The organism is Kitasatospora sp. NPDC059462, from assembly GCF_042749955.1.
Classification (GTDB): Bacteria; Actinomycetota; Actinomycetes; order Streptomycetales; family Streptomycetaceae; genus Kitasatospora.
Map to the genome: position 1 here is coordinate 1 of NZ_JBHYUU010000188.1, position 15,651 is coordinate 15,651.

Below are 15,651 nucleotides of genomic sequence, written 5' to 3' on the forward strand. Positions count from 1 at the left end.
GGTGGCCACGGGGGCAGCCGCCGCCACCGGCGGGCACACGGCCCGCCACCGGGGGCGCCGGCGGCCGGGTTGGCGCGGGGTTGGGGGCGCCTTCGCGGGGCGCGGGCGGGGGGCCCGGGCCGTCGCACGGCCGGGCCGACCGGGCCGGCCGGGCCGTCACTCCGGGCGGCGCCCGCCCCGGTTCCGTCCGGCGCGCACCGCCGCCATGGCCAGCGCCACCAGGGCCGCACCGCCCAGGCCCGTCCCCGCGACGGCCGTCGCCAGGCGCCGGGACGAGCCGTCCGCGGGCGGCGGGACGACGACCGGCTCGCCGGCCTGCGGCCCGCCGCCGTCCGCCGGGGCCTCGGGAACGCCTCCGGAGGCGCCGGACGCCACGGCGCTCACCGGGTCGACCGTGCCCCAACCGACGGCCTGATCGGGCAACGCGGTGCCCGGCCGGTAGGCGGTCGCCCGCAGCCGCTCGGCGAGCTGCTCGACGGTCAGCGACGGCGACCGGCCGAGCACCAGGGCCGCCGTCCCCGCCACCAGCGCGGCGGCGTAGCTCGGCCCCGAGGCGGCGAAGGTGCCGCCGCCCGGTCCGGCGGCCAGCAGTGCGTCGCCGGGTGCCGCCAGGTCCACCCGCGAGGCCCGCCCGGCGGGGGCGGCGACGGCGGGGGCGGCGGTGCCGGCCGAGGTGGCGGCGCCCGCCGGGGAGCCGTCCGCCGCGAGCGCGGCCACCGCGAGCACGCCGGGGTACCCGGCCGGATACACCGGGGCCGCCACCGACTGGCTGTCCGGCCCCACCGGCGCGACCAGGAGCATACCCTTGGCGGTGGCGTAACCGACCGCCTCGGCCAGCACCGGCGCCGGCTCCGGGATCGGCGCCGCGACCACGGCGATCCGCGCGCCGCCGTCCGCCGCCGCGCGGATGCCCCGGGCCAGCAGGTCGGCGGTGGTGCTCCCGGCGTCGTCAGTGACGGCCACGGCCAGGACCTTCGCCCCGGGAGCGATCCCGGACGGAGCGCCGTCGGCCGTCCGGCGGCCGGCGATCAGGCTCGCCAGGACGGTGCCGTGCCCGACGCAGTCCCGCCCGGCGTCGCCCTCACCGTGCAGTCGCGGCCCGAGCGCGAGCCGCCCGGCCAGCACACCGGAGGCCGCCCCGGCGGCCGCGTCCACCCCGGACCCGATCACCGCCACCGTCACCCCGTCCCCCCGCCCCAGCGGCCACACGGCCTCCGGCCGCAGGTACGTCTGCGCCCACCCGGCCCGGTCCGCCACCTTGCCGGAGGGCTTGCGGCACCCGTTCTGCCGCACGTCGGGCACGGTCTGCCCCATCACGGGCAGCTCCCCGCCCGGCGACGCGCCCCCGGCCGCCTGTCCCGGCGTCGCCGCCGCGACCGTCGGCGGCCCGCCGGGCACCGGCGCCGCGAGGAAGCCCCCCGGAGAGCCCGCCCGGCCCACCCCGAGGGGCGCGGCGGCGGGCAGCAGCCCCGCCCCTCCGCTCCCCGCTCCCCCACCGCCGGCCGCCGCACCCACGGCGGACAGCGGGTGCGCGGAGAACGACGGGGCGGCCGACGGTACGGCAACGGCCGCCGACGGGGAGAGGGCCACGAGGCCGCAGGCCGTCGCCGCGACGACCCGCAGGCCCGGGCGTGGGGCGGGGGCGGGGCCGGGGCGCGGGGTGGTCACGCCGGGGTGGCGGTGCGGTCGGTGGCGATGTCCTCGGGGAGCAGCAGGCTCAGCTCGGACAGGTCCGCCACCTCCAGGCGGCTGAGGCGCCCGGCCTGACGGGTGATCATGCCCTCCAGGGTCTGCCGGGCGAAGCGGCCGTTGCCGAAGGTGCGGTCGCGCGGGACGGTGGCGAACAGCCGTTCCAGGGCGGCCAGGGTCTCCGGTGCGCACGCGTACCCGGCGGACTCGGCGTGGTTGCGCACGATGGTGACCAGCTCGGCGTCCGCGTAGTGACCGAAGTCGATCTGGCGGGAGAAGCGGGAGGCGAGGCCGGGGTTGGAGGAGAGGAAGTGCCGCATCTCGTCCTCGTAGCCGGCGACGATCACCACCACCTCGTCGCGGTGGTCCTCCATCAGCTTCATCAGGGTGTCCACGGCCTCCTGGCCGAAGTCGCCGCCGCCTCCGTGCCGGGGCGTCAGGGTGTACGCCTCGTCGACGAACAGGACGCCGCCGCGCGCCCGCTCGAAGGCCTCCTTGGTGAGCTGCGCGGTGTGGCCGACGTAGCGGCCGACCAGGTCGGCGCGGGCGGTCTCGACGAGCTGGCCGCCCGGCAGGACGCCCAGCTCGGCCAGCAGCCGCCCGTAGAGCCGGGCGACCGTGGTCTTGCCGGTGCCGGGCGGGCCCGCGAAGACCAGGTGGTGGCTGATGGTGGCGGTCGGCAGTCCGGCCTCCTCGCGGCGGCGGACCTGGCGGAGCAGGTTCACCAGGTCCTCGACCTGGGCCTTCGCGGCGGGCAGGCCGACCAGGGCCCGCAGTTCGGCGAGCGGCTCGGTGCCGTCGGCCTCCTTGGCGGGCGGTTCGAGGTCGACGCCGACGTCCCCGGGGACGAGCAGCGCGAGGTCCTCGTCGCTGATCTCGGCCTGCTCGGCGAGACGGGTGGCCTGCCGGTCGACCATCTCCTCGAAGACCTTGCGCGCCGAGCGGCCGTTGCCGAAGTCCGCGCCGCGCGGCATCTGTTCGAAGAGCACGGTGAGCGCCGCGCCGGTGCCCTCGGCCAGTTCGTAGCCGTGGCCGGTGGCGGCGCGTTCGACGATGGTGACCAGCTCGTCGACCTCGTAGTTGGCGAACTCCACGGTCCGGCTGAACCGGGAGGCGAGGCCCGGGTTGGAGGCCAGGAAGTCGCCGATCTCGGCGGAGTAGCCGGCGACGATCACCACGATGTCGTCGCGGTGGTCCTCCATCAGCTTGACCAGGGTGTCGATCGCCTCGCGGCCGAAGTCCGGGCCGGAGCCGGATCCCGACCCGGCCGAGAGGGTGTACGCCTCGTCGACGAACAGCACCCCGCCCAGCGCCTGCTGGAACACCTCGGTGGTCTTGATGGCCGTGCCGCCGATGATCGAGGCGACCAGGTCGGCCCGGGCCACCTCGGTCAGGTGCCCGCTGCGCAGCACGCCCAGCTCGGCGAGGATGGCGCCGTAGAGGCGGGCGACCGTGGTCTTGCCGGTGCCGGGCGGGCCGGCGAAGACCAGGTGGCGGCTCATCGGCAGGGCCGGCATGCCGGCGAGTTCGCGGCGGCGGGCCAGCTTGTTGAGGTTGACCAGGGTGGCCACCTGCTCCTTGACGCCGGCCAGGCCGACCAGCGACTCCAGCGCCTCCAGCGGGCCGGGCGGCGCGGCCGGGGCGGCGGCGCGGGAGGGATCGGCGCCCGGTTCGGCGGCGGGGTCCCCCGGCGCGGCCGGGCCGTTGGCGGCGCCGGTCCCCTCGGCGCGCGGGCCGCCGGGGGCGGAGCTCGCGGTGCCGTGCGCGTCGGGCAGGCCGTTCTCCTCGCTGGTGAGCTGCTCGACCGCGAGGCGTTCGTTCGGCGTGGTCTGCCGCAGGCCCGAGCCCCGGTTGCGGGAGAGCGTGCAGCCGGTCAGCCGGACCGCCTCGGTGGAGTCCATCCGGACGCCGTCGCCGATGTTCTCGGCCGCGTCGAGCTGGGCGAGCGCGGCCCGCCCGCCGGCGCCGATCCGCACGCCGTGCCGGCGGTTGCCGTGGCTGCGGACCCGGGTGCAGCTCAGCTCGCCGCCGTCCTCGACGGCCAGGCCGTCCTCGCCCGAGCCGCTCACCTCGCAGTCGCGCAGCGCGGCCCGGCCGACCTTGCCGACCACCACGCCGCAGCTCCGGGAGCCGCGGACGACCCCGGCGCCGACGAAGGTGTCCGCGCCGTCGATGATCCGCAGGCCGGCCCGCCCCGCGTCGGTCACCTCGACGCCCTCCAGCCGGCCGCGGCCGTCCCGGAGCACCTCGACGCCGTCGGCGCCCGCACCGGTGACGGTCAGGTGCCGCACCCGGGGGTTGGCGCCGCCGCCGATGGACAGCCCGGACCCGGTGGCGTCGCGGATCTCCAGGCGGTCGATGTCGGCCGCGCTCTCCTCGGCCAGTTCGACGCCGGTCCCGCCGCTGTTGCGCACGACGGTGTTCTTCAGCACCGGCCCGGAGTGCTCCCCGACCCAGATCCCGGTGCCCTGCGCGTCGGACACCTCGCAGTGCTCGAACTGCCCGCGCGAGCGGCCGGTGATGTGGATGCCGTGGCCCGCGGTGCGGGCGGTGGTGCAGCGGCGCAGCTCGGGGTCGGTGCCGGCGGCCAGCGCGATGCCGTGGCCGGTGGTGGCGCTGACCGCGCAGTCCTCCAGCACGACCCGCGCGGCGGAGCTGATGTACACGCCGATGGTGGCGTCGCGCACGGCGGTGCGCAGCAGCCGGGTGGTGGAGCGCTCCTCCAGGGCCACGGCGGGTTTGTCGGTGACCGAGATCTCGCAGTCCTCGAAGGTGCCGCGGGCCTCGCCGTTGGCGCAGATGCCGTTGCCCCGGGCGTCGCGCAGCACGCAGTTGCGCAGCAGCGGGTTGGCCCGCTCGCCGACCACCACGGCCGAGGTGCCGAGGTGTTCGACGACGCAGTCCTCGATCACGCTGGTGCCGGTGGAGGTCTCGACGATGCCGGCGCCGGCCGGGTTGGTGACCCGGCAGTCGCGCATCGCGAGGGAGCCCCGCTGGCGGGTGAGGACGGCCGTCCAGGAGCTGCCGACCACCTCGCAGTCGGAGAGCGCGGCCTGCCCGCGCGGCACGTCGACGGCGGGCAGTTCCTCGTCCTGGCCCTGCACCACCAGACCGGTGAGCTGCACGGCCTCGGCCACCACCTGGACGACGCAGCCGCGCCGGGCGGTGATCCGGACGCTGCCGCGCGGCTCCTCGGCGGTGATGGTGACCATCTTGGTGATCACCAGGTTCTCCTCGTAGCGGCCCGGCCGGACGGAGATGACCGCCCCGCTGCGGGCCGCCGCGAGTGCGTCGCCGATCGTGCGGTACGGGCCGCCGCGCTGCTCCGGGCACACCGTCAGCACATGGCGCGACATGGCCTTCCTCTCCTGGGGGTCTTCGTCGGTCGGTCGGGTGGGGGCGGGACGGGGCGGAGGTCAGGAGGCGGTGCAGTCGGCGCTGACGGCGGAGGCCGCGATGTGCGCCTTGTCGGTGGCGCTCCCACCCCAGTCGACGCCGCGCGAGTGCAGCATCACGGCGATCTTGCCGCCGCTCACCGGGAAGCTTCCGACGTCCACCCAGCGCCCCCGGTTGTTCGTCTGGTTGATCGTGAACTCGCCGATGGTGCCGCTGTTCGGCGTGGAGGTGTTCTGGACGGTGTAGTAGGCGGGCGCGCCGCCGACGGCCTTGACGTCCGAGTTGTTCGGCACGTGGACGGCGATCTTGCAGCTGCCGGCGGTGACCGGGGCGGTGGAGAACGTCCAGACCACCGCGTTGCTGCCGTCGTCCTTGGTCGCCGAGCCGGACATCGGCATCGAGACGTACTTGCCGTTGCAGCCCGAGCCGCTGAAGCCGCCCGTCGACTGCTTGAGCCAGCCGGTGGAGCCCTGCTCCCACCAGCCGTGCTGGGCGTAGGCGACCGAGGAGGTGCTGCAGTTGGATCCGCCGACGGCGGCATAGGTGGCCTTGGCGGCGGCGGGCGGCGGAGCGGGCTGCTGGGTGGCCGGCGGCGGGGCGGGCTGCTGGGGAGCGGGCTGCTGCGGCGCCGGCTGCTGGGGAGCGGGCTGCTGCGGGGCCGGCTGGGCCGGCGCGGGCTGCTGGGGCGCCGGCTGCTGGGCGGCGGGCTGGCCGGCGGCCGGCTGCTGCTGGGAGACCGGCTGGCCCGCGGCCGGCTGCTGCGTCGTCTTGCCGGAGCCGCCCTGCGGCGCCGCGGTCACGGGGGCCTTGGCCACCGGCGCGGTCCCGACGGCCGGCTGGCCGCCCGGCACCGCCGCGGTCGCGGGGGAGCCGCCGAGGGCGATTCCGGGGACGGTGCCCGCCCCCTCGGCGGGCGGCGCGGTGGCGGCGCCGGGCTCCCCGGTGGCCGCCGGGTCGGTGGGCGCGACGGTCGGTGCGACGGTCACCGGCGGCTCGGTGGGCACGGGCGGCGCCGGGACCTCACCGATCTCCGGGCCCTCGACGAGCTGGGTGTCCGGCTGGTTCACGCCGAGGTTGTCGCGCTTGTCCTTGTCGGCCCCGTCGGTGATCAGGAACGGCAGGCCCATCAGCACCACGCCCGCCGTCGCGGCGGCGACCAGCGCGGGCCGCTTGAACCGGCGGCGGCCGGGCTGTTCGGCAGGATCCTCGCCCTCCGGGTGCTCCGTCCCGGCGAGGACGGGCTCCAGCGCCCCGGGATCCTCGCCCGGGCCGTACCCGGGGTCGGGTTCGGCGGCGGCCGCGACGGCGGCCGCGACCGTGACCGGCGGGACGGCGGAGCTCGCCTCCGGCGTCACCGGCCCGTACTCCGGCACCGCGACCTGCTCGGTCGGCGCCTCCGCCGTCGCGGGCACCGCGGCCACGGCGGCAGCGGCGGCACCGGTCGCCGGCGCCGCCGCCGGCTCCTCCTCCATCTCCCAGTCCATCGACGGCAGCTGGATGCCCGCCGCCCCGCCCCGAGCCCCGTTCCCGCCCGTACTCGTGCTCACCGCAGCTCCTCGGCCTCGCATGCAGTCCCCTGTCGAAGGGACCACCCGGCCGACAGGACCTCGGGTGCTCCCACTCCGTCACTACGGACGGGCCCGGCCGTGGGGTTCACGCGCCCTGCCCGCCGTTGTCGCCCGACTGCGTCAGGGTGGCGAAGATGCTGTCCTCCAGGCTGTCCAGCGGCTCCAGGGGCGCGTGCTGCGGCGGCAACGGCGACGGCGGGGTGGTCACCGGGGGCGCCTGGACCTCCACCCAGGAGTCGTCCGACCGCTCGCTGCGGGAATCCGTCAGGTCCGAGTCGACCGACACGTTGTCCGAGTCGTCCCCCAGTCGCACGCCCGGGTGCCGGTAGAAGTCCTCCTCGCCCTCGTAGAGCCGGGCCGTGCGCCAGGAGGTGCCCGAGGCGTCGCGCCCGTGCGGCGGATCGGAGAGGTCCTCCTCGCCCTCGTACAGCCGGGCCGTGCGCCAGGAGGTGCCCGAGGCGTCACGCCCGTGCGGCGGATTCGGCTGGTCCGGCAGGTCCGGCAGGTCCGAGTCGACCGACACGTGATCCGGCTCGTCGCCCAGCCGTTCGCCCGGGTGCCGGTAGAAGGTCGAGGCGTCGAGCGGCCGGCGCGGCGCCGTCACCGTCGAACCGCCCGGGCCCGCCTGCTCGTTCGGCAGGTCCTCCGAGGAGACGCTGCTGCGCCGCGAGGAGCGCGAGGACGAGGAACCGTCCGACACGTGGTCGGCCCGGCGGCCCGGCGGCACCGGCGGCAGCTGCCCCAGGTGCGGCGACTGCCCCGTGGGCTCCGGGTGCTCCGGCGTCGCCCGGTCCAGCCGTCCGGCGTCGTCCTGCGGCAGGTGCGGGGGGATCACTCCGGCGTCCAGGACCTCGTTCACCACCGGCTCCTGACGCTCACCCTCCTCGACCACCTCGTGCACGGTGAGGTCGCGAGGCGCCTCCTGCTCCACCACCTCGTTCACCACCGAGCCCTGACGCTCACCCTCCTCGACCACCTCGTCCACCGTGAGGTCGCGAGGCACCTCCTGCTCCACCACCTCGTTCACCACCGAGCCCTGACGCCCGCCCTCCTCCACCACCTCGTCCACCGTGAGGTCACGAGGCGCCTCCTGCTCCAGGTCCCGGACCACCCCGCCGCCGTCCACCGGCTCGCGCCGCGCCGTGGTGGTCGTCGCCTCGGTGCCCGGCGGCCTGCTGCCGAGCCGGAAGGAGTGCACGGCGCCCGTGGCCCGGCCCGGGGCGGCCCCGCCCGCCTGCGGCACGGTGGTGGTGCCGGCCACGACGACCATGTCCACCTCGTGCCCGAGCCCCCGGGCCAGCCCGCGCAGCCGCTGTTCCAGTGCGCGGGCCTCCCGCAGGGCCCGCCCCGGCGGCACGTCCAGGGTGATCTCGACCAGCGGCGGCCGGTCGTCGCCCTCCGCCCGGGGGGCCCTCGCCCGGAGCGTGTCCGCCTGGAGGACGGTCGTCCGGACCTCCCGGAGCAGCGTGGACATGGACGTCGCGTCACCGGCGACGACCCTCAGCCTGACGTCCGGAACGGTCGGCCGGTGCAGGCTCAGGTCCGGCTGCCGCTCCCTCGGCGGCTGCGGCGCCTGCCCCTCCCCGTCCTGCTGCTGGACGCCCGGCTGCCGTTGCCGCAGCCGCTCCTGCTCCGACTGCCGCTGGGTCAGCACCTCCCAGTGGGCGTTCAGGTCCCCCACCGTCAGGGTGTCGTCCGCGCCCGCCAGCTCGACCAGGTCCTGGAGACGGCGCCGCTCCACGGGCGGCACCGACCGGCGCCCGGCCGCCTCGCGCACGCGCTCGAAGGGCGTGCCGTCCGCGCCGTCCGCGGCCAGGTCGATCATCCGGTTCAGGCCCCGCAGCCAGCGCTCGCCCCGCTCGCCCGAGGCGGTGAGCGACTCGGGGAGCAGCTTCCGGGCGACGTGGCCGACCCGCAGGAGCCGGGCGTGGTGGTCCGCCTCGCCGATGTCCAGCCCCAGCGCCCGCGCCACCGTGGGCAGCGCGTCCCGCGGCGCGCCGTGCAGGCGGAGTTCGCCGTTCTGCGTCTGCTCGTCGAAGCGCAGGAAGGCGTTGTGCGGGACGTCGGCCCTGGTGGTGTCGCCCACGGGGATGTCGATCTCGACCGCCATGAGCTCCTTGCGGGGCAGGGTCCTGCCGTCCTTGTGGTAGACCACCTCCACCTCGACGAAGCCCCGGTAACGGGCGGTCGTGGTGGCGATCTTGGCGTTGTTGACGATCTGACCGCCCTCGACCGTCTCGATGTCGGTGCGGTGCTCGTAGGCGTTGTCGACGTAGAGGCCGCCGCGGAGGGTGGCGAGACCGGCCACGAAGGTGTCGGGGCTGACGCCGCCCGCGGTGAGGCGGTTGGCCACGCGGACCGCGCGCTGGGCCCGGATCCCGTCGGTGACCGAGGTCGTGTTGGTCGGGTTGGCCTCCGTCCTGCTGTCCGTCCGGATGAACTCCAGTTCCCTGACCTTCATCCGGACCTCCACCCGGACGTCGCCGGCCAGGTCGGTCCGGCCCACCACGAGGGTGGAGTTGCCCGGGCCGTCCTTGAGGGTCGGCTCGTCGGGGCGCGGGGGCACGACGCCGCCCTCCGGCACCGGGGCGGCGGGGTCGTGCGGGGTGTGCGGGGTGACGAGCCGGCTGGCGAGCGCCACCGGGTCGATCATCCCCTCCACCATGCCGCGGATCCGGTCCCAGTCGCCCGATCCCAGGAACGCCTCGGCGCCCTCCGTCAGCTGCTGCCGGGCGTGCGGGGTCATCCCGACCGCGCGCACCACGTCGGTGTCGGCCAGGCCGTGCGTCCACACCCGGGCGGGGGGCACCTGGGCGCCCGGGGCCGCGGTGTCCCCGACGACCGGCAGGTCGTCGGTCAGTCCCCGGCGCAGCTCCGCCCCGCGCGGCGCGGTGGCGGCGTCGAAGACCTTCCCCGGGTTGTCCGGCGGATTGCCCGGCACGTTCTCCCTGGTCTCCGCGACGTCGATGACCACGTCCATGCCCAGCTCGCGCCGGAAGTAGGCCCGCTTGGTGACCAGGACGTGCCGGCCCTCGGTGCTGACCAGGTCCCTCCACTCGACCGAGAAGTGCAGGCTCGCCTCTCCGGTGAAGACGTTGCCGACGGGCTTCACCTTGGTGGTGTTGCCGGAGCCGGTGCGGTTGTTCCACGTCTCGCGGGTGCTGTTGCCGGTGGAGACGGCCAGCGTGTCACCGGCGTAGAACAGCCCGGTCGACACCGCCACACCGCCGCGCACCTGCTGGCCGGAGCCGGTGCCGCCGCCGGTCGCCCCGTCGGCCGCCGAGTGACCGTGCTCGACCTGCGTCCCGGTGTTGAACTCGGTGGTCGTGGTGTTCCCGGTGTGGGCCAGCCGCTTGACGGACGCACCGATCCTGACCGTCACGCCCCCGTCCGCGACCACCAGTTCGCGTCCCGACATCATGGCCTTGAGCTGGTCGTGCAGGTTGTCCGGGCCGAGCGCGTCGTAGAGCTTGTGGCGCAGGCCGGACCTGCCCGCCCCGTGCAGCCACTTCTCCAGGTTCCGCCCGCCGAACTCCCCCGGGTCGCCGTTGCCGCGCAGTACGGCCTTCCCGAAGTCGGCCGCCGCCTCCCCGGCGTTCCGGTTGCCGGGCACGTACACGTTGGTGACCACGTCGGAGGAGCCGAGCACGTGGTCCTGCCAGACCCGGTCCGGGACGGTGCGCAGCGTGGTCGCGGTCGGCGCGTCGTACTGCGGGGTGACGACCTCCGCCTCCATGGTGATCGGGCCGAGCTTCGTCGTGCTGGGGATCAGCCCGCCCGCCCAGCCGTGGATCTCCACCCGGTAGTCGACCACGGCGTCGGACACCACGGCCGTGGAGACGTTCTTCGCCCGGTTGACGGCGGTGCCGGAGCTCTGCAGGTTGCCGCCGGTGGCGGACTCCTGGCGGTAGGAGTAGTCGCCGGTCAGCGTCACTCCGGGGTTGCCGCCCTGCTCCTTGCGCACCCGGCCGCTCAGGCCGAGCAGGCCGGTGACCCGGTCCCGGATGTCCCGCATGACGCCGTGGCCGGTCCGGTTCTGGGTGCCGACCTCGAACTCGGCTCCGTTGATCGTGTACTTGACGACGGGTTCCGACCGCAGGGCGGCCCGGACGACCACCTCGGCCGACCAGCCCGGGCCGGCGACCGGCACCTTGAGCACCCCGCCCCGGGTGAGCTGGGACAGCTTGGCCTGCATCGCGTTCGCCCCCAGCTCCTCGCGCAGGGTCCGCTCCAGCGAGTCGGAGACCCCCCCGCGCCACTGGAAGCGGTCCTTGAGCGCCGCGCGGACGTCCTGGTACAGCCGGTCCCCGCCGGGCGTGCCCTCGTCGTTCCGGAAGGCCACCACGGAGGCGGCGCCGAGCTCGTTGCGCGGCAGGACGGTCGGGGTGTCGGTCGCCGCCCTGGTGTGGGCCTTCACGCTGTACTCGGCGCTGATGTCCCCGGTGACGGGGGGCGTGTCGTGCAGGCCGCCCTCCAGGACCACCGTCAGCCTCATCGTCCCGCGGTGGACGTCCTGCTCCTCGCGCATCTTGCTGTTCGCGTAGAGCTTGTCGTTGGCGTCGGAGCGGACGCCGCCGCGGACCCTGATCTCCTGGCTGAGCTGCACCTGGCCGGCGGGCATCTCCCGGACCGGGGCGTAGCCGACGGCCCCCTGCTTGATGTCGAACCGGCTGGTGTACCGCTGCTCCGTGGTGAAGGAGCTGGACTCGTTCTGCCGGCTGAGGTCGGCGGCCTTGCTCCGCCGGACCAGCTGGGTGTCGACGAGCTCGGCCCTGACGGTCACCTTGACGCCGCGCTGCGCCAGCGCGGCGAGCGCGCCGGTCAGCTTGTCCCGGTCGAAGGCGGTCAGCTCGAACGCGTCCCCGCGGCTCATCGCGCCGAGCTTGGAGGCCAGCGAGGGCTGGGTGAGGACCTGCATCACCTCCGCGCGGATCTGCGGCCACAGGTTCCCGTACCGCCGCTTGCCGGTCTCCTCCAGCGTCCGGCGGACCTCGTCGAGCGGGCCGATGTCGCGGATGACGGCGGACTCCGGCAGGCGCCGGCGCCCGGGCACGGGGGCCGCCGTCACCTCGTTCACCAGCAGGTCCGACTGCGGCATCAGCGTCCGGAACCCGAGCGGCACCCGGACCGGGTCGCCCAGCCGCTCGTCCCCCCGGTGGACGACCACCTCCAGGTAGCCGTCCCCGTCGAGGACCGCGCCGTTCTCCTTGGTCTTGGTGGTGACCGCGGTCTCCAGCGTGCGGCCCGTCACGACGACCTTGTCCCGGCCCCACCGCTTCCCGAAGCCGGCGGAGACGTTCACCTCGTCGGTGCCGATCCGGCCGCCGCCCTGGAGCTGCAGGAAGCCGCTCACCACCTTGCGCCGGAGCCGGGTCACGACCGAGCCGGCGCCGGTGTTGAACTCGGTGTCCTTGGTGGTCGCCACCAGGCGCATGCCGAGGCTGCCGGCCCTCACCTCGGCCCAGACGTCGCTGCCGGGCACCCGGACGATCACCGACTCGCCGTTCGTCAGGCCCTTGAAGTCCTGCTGGAGGCGCCGGAAGCCGAACTCGGCCACCAGCCGGTCCGACAGGGTGCTCCCGTGGAACCCCAGCGCCTCCTCGGCCCGGGCGATCCGCTCGGCGGCGGCCTTCTCCCGGTCGGCGCGCTCGCGGCGGGCGGTGGCGTCGAGAGCGGCGTCGTCCTCGGGGGTCCGCTCGCGGACGGTCCGCTCGTGGACCTCCTTCTCGTCGAGGACGCTCCGGCGCAGCGCCTCGACCACGCCCACCATGGCCTGCCGGTGCGTCGGCAGGTCGTCGGTCCGCAGCGGGCCGAGGTTCCCCAGCTCCGTGGACCCGCCGGCGGCCTGCCGCGCCGCCGAATGCACCTGCGGCTCGCCCTTGACGTGGACGTCCAGCATGATGTTCGAGGAGTGCAGCCGCTTCTGCGCCAGCAGCGCCGGGTCGAGCTCGCCCAGCAGGTTCGCCCGGATGTCGGAGTCGGCGGGGGGCCGGGTCTCGCGCTGCGGGACGCCGACCTCCAGCGGCGTCGTCAGGAGCCGTGCGTCGTCCGGGTCCAGCCGGGGCGGCAGGGACTCGGTCTCCCGCTCGCCCTTGGGCCGGTAGCCGACGTCGACGAGCAGCTTCCCGCGGAAGACCTCGGTGACCTCGGTGGTCTTGGCGCGCGAGAAGAACTTCGAACTGGTCGTCAGCTCGTCGGCGTGCGCCCGGTCGCGGTTGACGCCGAAGGCGTCCAGCGCCGCCCGCACGATCTTGAAGGCGTCGCCCCGCCCCTGGATGCCCACGCCGAACGAGCGGCTCGCGCCCTTCGTCCCGCCGAGCGTCACCACCCGGTCGCCGCCGCCCTCGTACTCGAACTTCGCCTTCTGGGAGTGGTGCACCAGGCCCGCCACCTCGCCGCGCAGGGTGATGGTCCCCTGGTGGGCGTCGGTCCCGACCGGGATGTGCAGGACGTCGCCGCGCGACAGCGCCGAGACCAGGGCGCGCAGGCTGGTGCCGCTGAAGACGCTCTCGGCGAGCGCCCGGGCGAAGGACGCCCGGTTCGGGGTCCCGGCGGGGAGGGCCTCCTCGATCTTCGCGCCGAGCTTCGCGACCAGCACGGTGTCCGGCTCGCCGAGGCTGGTCACCATGTGCGCGCCGGAGAGCACTCCGCGGTCGAGGACGGACTTCGGCGGCCGGGGGCCCGGGTCGACGACGGCGTCGGCGCCGACGACGGCCTCGGCGGCGTGGACCGGTGCCGGGACGATCGTGAGGTTCTCGTTCCCGCCCGGGGCGCCGGGGTTCTCGTTCCCGTTCGGGAGGAGGGCGTCCTCGTTCCCGTTCGGGAGGAGGGCGTCCTCGTTCCCGTTCGGGAGGCCGGAGCCCTCCCCGCCGTCCCGCGCGACGCGCTTCCCCTCGCGGATCTCCGCGGCGCGGCGCCGTGCTTCCTCCAGTTGCTCGGGCGTCCTCGCCTCGTCCTCGGAGTCCTCGTCCTCGTCGGACGGGCGGCGCACGACCTCGACCTCGTCCTCGTCCTCGTCGGACGGGCGGCGCACGGCCTCGTCCTCGTCGGCCGTGGACTTCGCCTCCGCCTCCTCGTCGGCCCTGCGCTTCTCCTCGGCGCGGCGCCGCACCTCGGACGCCTCCTCGGCCGTCTCCCGCAGGAGGCGTTCGTGCTCCTGGCGGCGCTCGGCGGCGGCGACGGTCGAGTAGCCCTCGCGCTCGTCGTGGTCGAGCCGGACCGGGCGCCCGCCCGCGGGGCCGAACTCCAGGACCGTCTCGTGCTCGTTCCGGACCTCCACCAGGCTGACCCGCAGGTCCAGCGCGGCGGCCGTGAGCACGGCGAAGGCGTCCCGCACGGTGCGCGGGTCGTGCACGCCCTCCCAGCCCTGCTCCCGGTGGGCGGCGAGCTGTCGGTGCGGATCCTGCACGAAGACCGTCCAGTCCACCGGCTCGTACCCCGTCCGGCGGGCCCAGGCGGTGTACAGCTCGTACGCCTCCCGCCCCAGCTCCGGCTCGTCCCGGAACCGTGCCTCGACCAGCTCCTGCAACGCCCGTTCCGCGGCGGCCGGTTCGGCGGCCAGCCGCCCGGCCTCCTCGTCGCCGAACAGCCGCCGCAGCAGCCCCGGGTCGTCCTCGACGAGGGCGCGCAGCATCGACGCACCGGCCGGCTCCTCGTCCGGCCGGACGGCGTTGCGGGCGACGGGGCCGACGGCACTCACCGGGGCGTCGTCGGCGGGCGGGCCGGGGTGCTGCTGGGAGGTGGGGAACGCTCCGGGGGCCGGCGCGAGCGGCGGTACGTGGAGCTGCGGGAGGTCCCGCTGGTCGCCGATGCCGCGGTAGGAGGTGATCCGGCCGTCCACGACCTCGATCTCCAGGTGGACGCCGTGGAACTCGTCGTAGATCACGGCGGTGTCCCGCGGGCCGAGCCCGTGGCGCTCGACGAGCCGGGACACCGCCCAGCGCGCGTCGCGGGCGGTCCATTCGCGGGGCAGGCTCTGGTCGGCGGGCAGGCCGCGCGGGTCCAGGTCCAGGGCCGTCCGGGTGAACCGGAAGTCCATGGCGTCGACGGCCCGCTGGGTCTGCCGGTCCGTCCCGGCGGTGACGGCGGGCGGCTGCTCGCCCGGCCGCAGCGGGCCGGGTTCGCGCAGGTCCGCGGGGACGCGCGGGGCGCCCTCGGTGGTGTGCAGGTCCGCGAGCACGTCCACCCGGGTGGGGGCGGACTCCTCCAGGCGGGCGGCCGTCTCGTTGAACACGTCGAGGTCGTCGCGGTGGGCGAGCGGACCGAGCAGGAGCCGCAGGCTCTCGGCGGTGTCGACCACCAGCAGGTCGGCGGGCTCCGGCAGGGAGTCCCGGTCGACGATCACCCGGGCGTAGGGGTCCGGGTGGTCCTCGTGGAAGTCGAGGCGCACGCTGACCAGGGCCTCCGGCATTCCGTCGGCGTCCGCGGTCTCCCGCACGCGCTCGCGGACGTAGGCGTCCACCCGGCGCTGGAGTTCGCCGGTGGCGGCGTGCCGTTCGGCGGTGGTCAGGTGGCCCTCGACGGTCACGTTGACGGGGAGGACGATCTCCAGGCCCAGCTGTCCGGAGTCGAACAGCACCCGGGAGACGGTCAGCGTGCGGCCGTCCAGGTCGAGTTCGGGGCCCCGGGCGGTGTGCCGCACCCGGTGGTCGTCCCAGGCCCGCAGGGGCGGCGCGGGCTGGTCCGCGGCCGGGCGGTGGGCCAGGTGGGCACCGTCGCGGGAGAGCCCCTCGATGCGGACGCCGTCGGCCTCGCCCACCCAGTAGTACGTCCGGCCGTCCTCCAGGAGGACCCGCCGCTCGACGGGGACGCTGTCGTGCGCCTCGTCGACGCGGTCCAGCAGTTCCGCGGAGGACCAGCTCCGCGGGTACATGGTGCGCAGGCCGTCGTCGTCGTCCCGGACCCGCCAGCGGGTCGGGAAGTCGGCGAGCGGGGAGGTCGGCGCGACGGTCGGGTCGAGGAAGGCGGCCCGGGCCCGGTAGGTGCCGTTGTGGATCGG

3 protein-coding genes and 1 pseudogene are annotated in these 15,651 nt (G+C 75.8%); all 4 read right to left on the minus strand.

The annotated features are described in order from the left end of the window. Positions 1 to 156 precede the first annotated feature (156 nt). Positions 157 to 1,314: a S8 family serine peptidase gene (locus ACFXAM_RS32095; RefSeq protein WP_380296579.1), complete on the minus strand. Its 1,158-nt coding sequence runs from the start codon at positions 1,312 to 1,314 to the stop codon at positions 157 to 159. A gap of 350 nt (positions 1,315 to 1,664) precedes the next feature. Next, positions 1,665 to 5,045, minus strand: a complete 3,381-nt coding sequence (locus tag ACFXAM_RS32100) for a right-handed parallel beta-helix repeat-containing protein (protein ID WP_380296580.1) — start codon at positions 5,043 to 5,045, stop codon at positions 1,665 to 1,667. Between the two features lie 60 nt (positions 5,046 to 5,105). Next, positions 5,106 to 6,632: a hypothetical protein gene (locus ACFXAM_RS32105; RefSeq protein WP_380296581.1), complete on the minus strand. Its 1,527-nt coding sequence runs from the start codon at positions 6,630 to 6,632 to the stop codon at positions 5,106 to 5,108. 106 nt (positions 6,633 to 6,738) lie between these two features. Then, positions 6,739 to 15,651: pseudogene (locus ACFXAM_RS32110) on the minus strand (hypothetical protein); the annotation flags it as partial.

Coding starts and splice junctions, on each gene's coding strand:
- ACFXAM_RS32095 (WP_380296579.1), bottom strand. CDS start 1,314: ATGGGGCAGACCGTGCCCGACGTGCGGCAGAACGGGTGCCGCAAGCCC.
- ACFXAM_RS32100 (WP_380296580.1), bottom strand. CDS start 5,045: ATGTCGCGCCATGTGCTGACGGTGTGCCCGGAGCAGCGCGGCGGCCCG.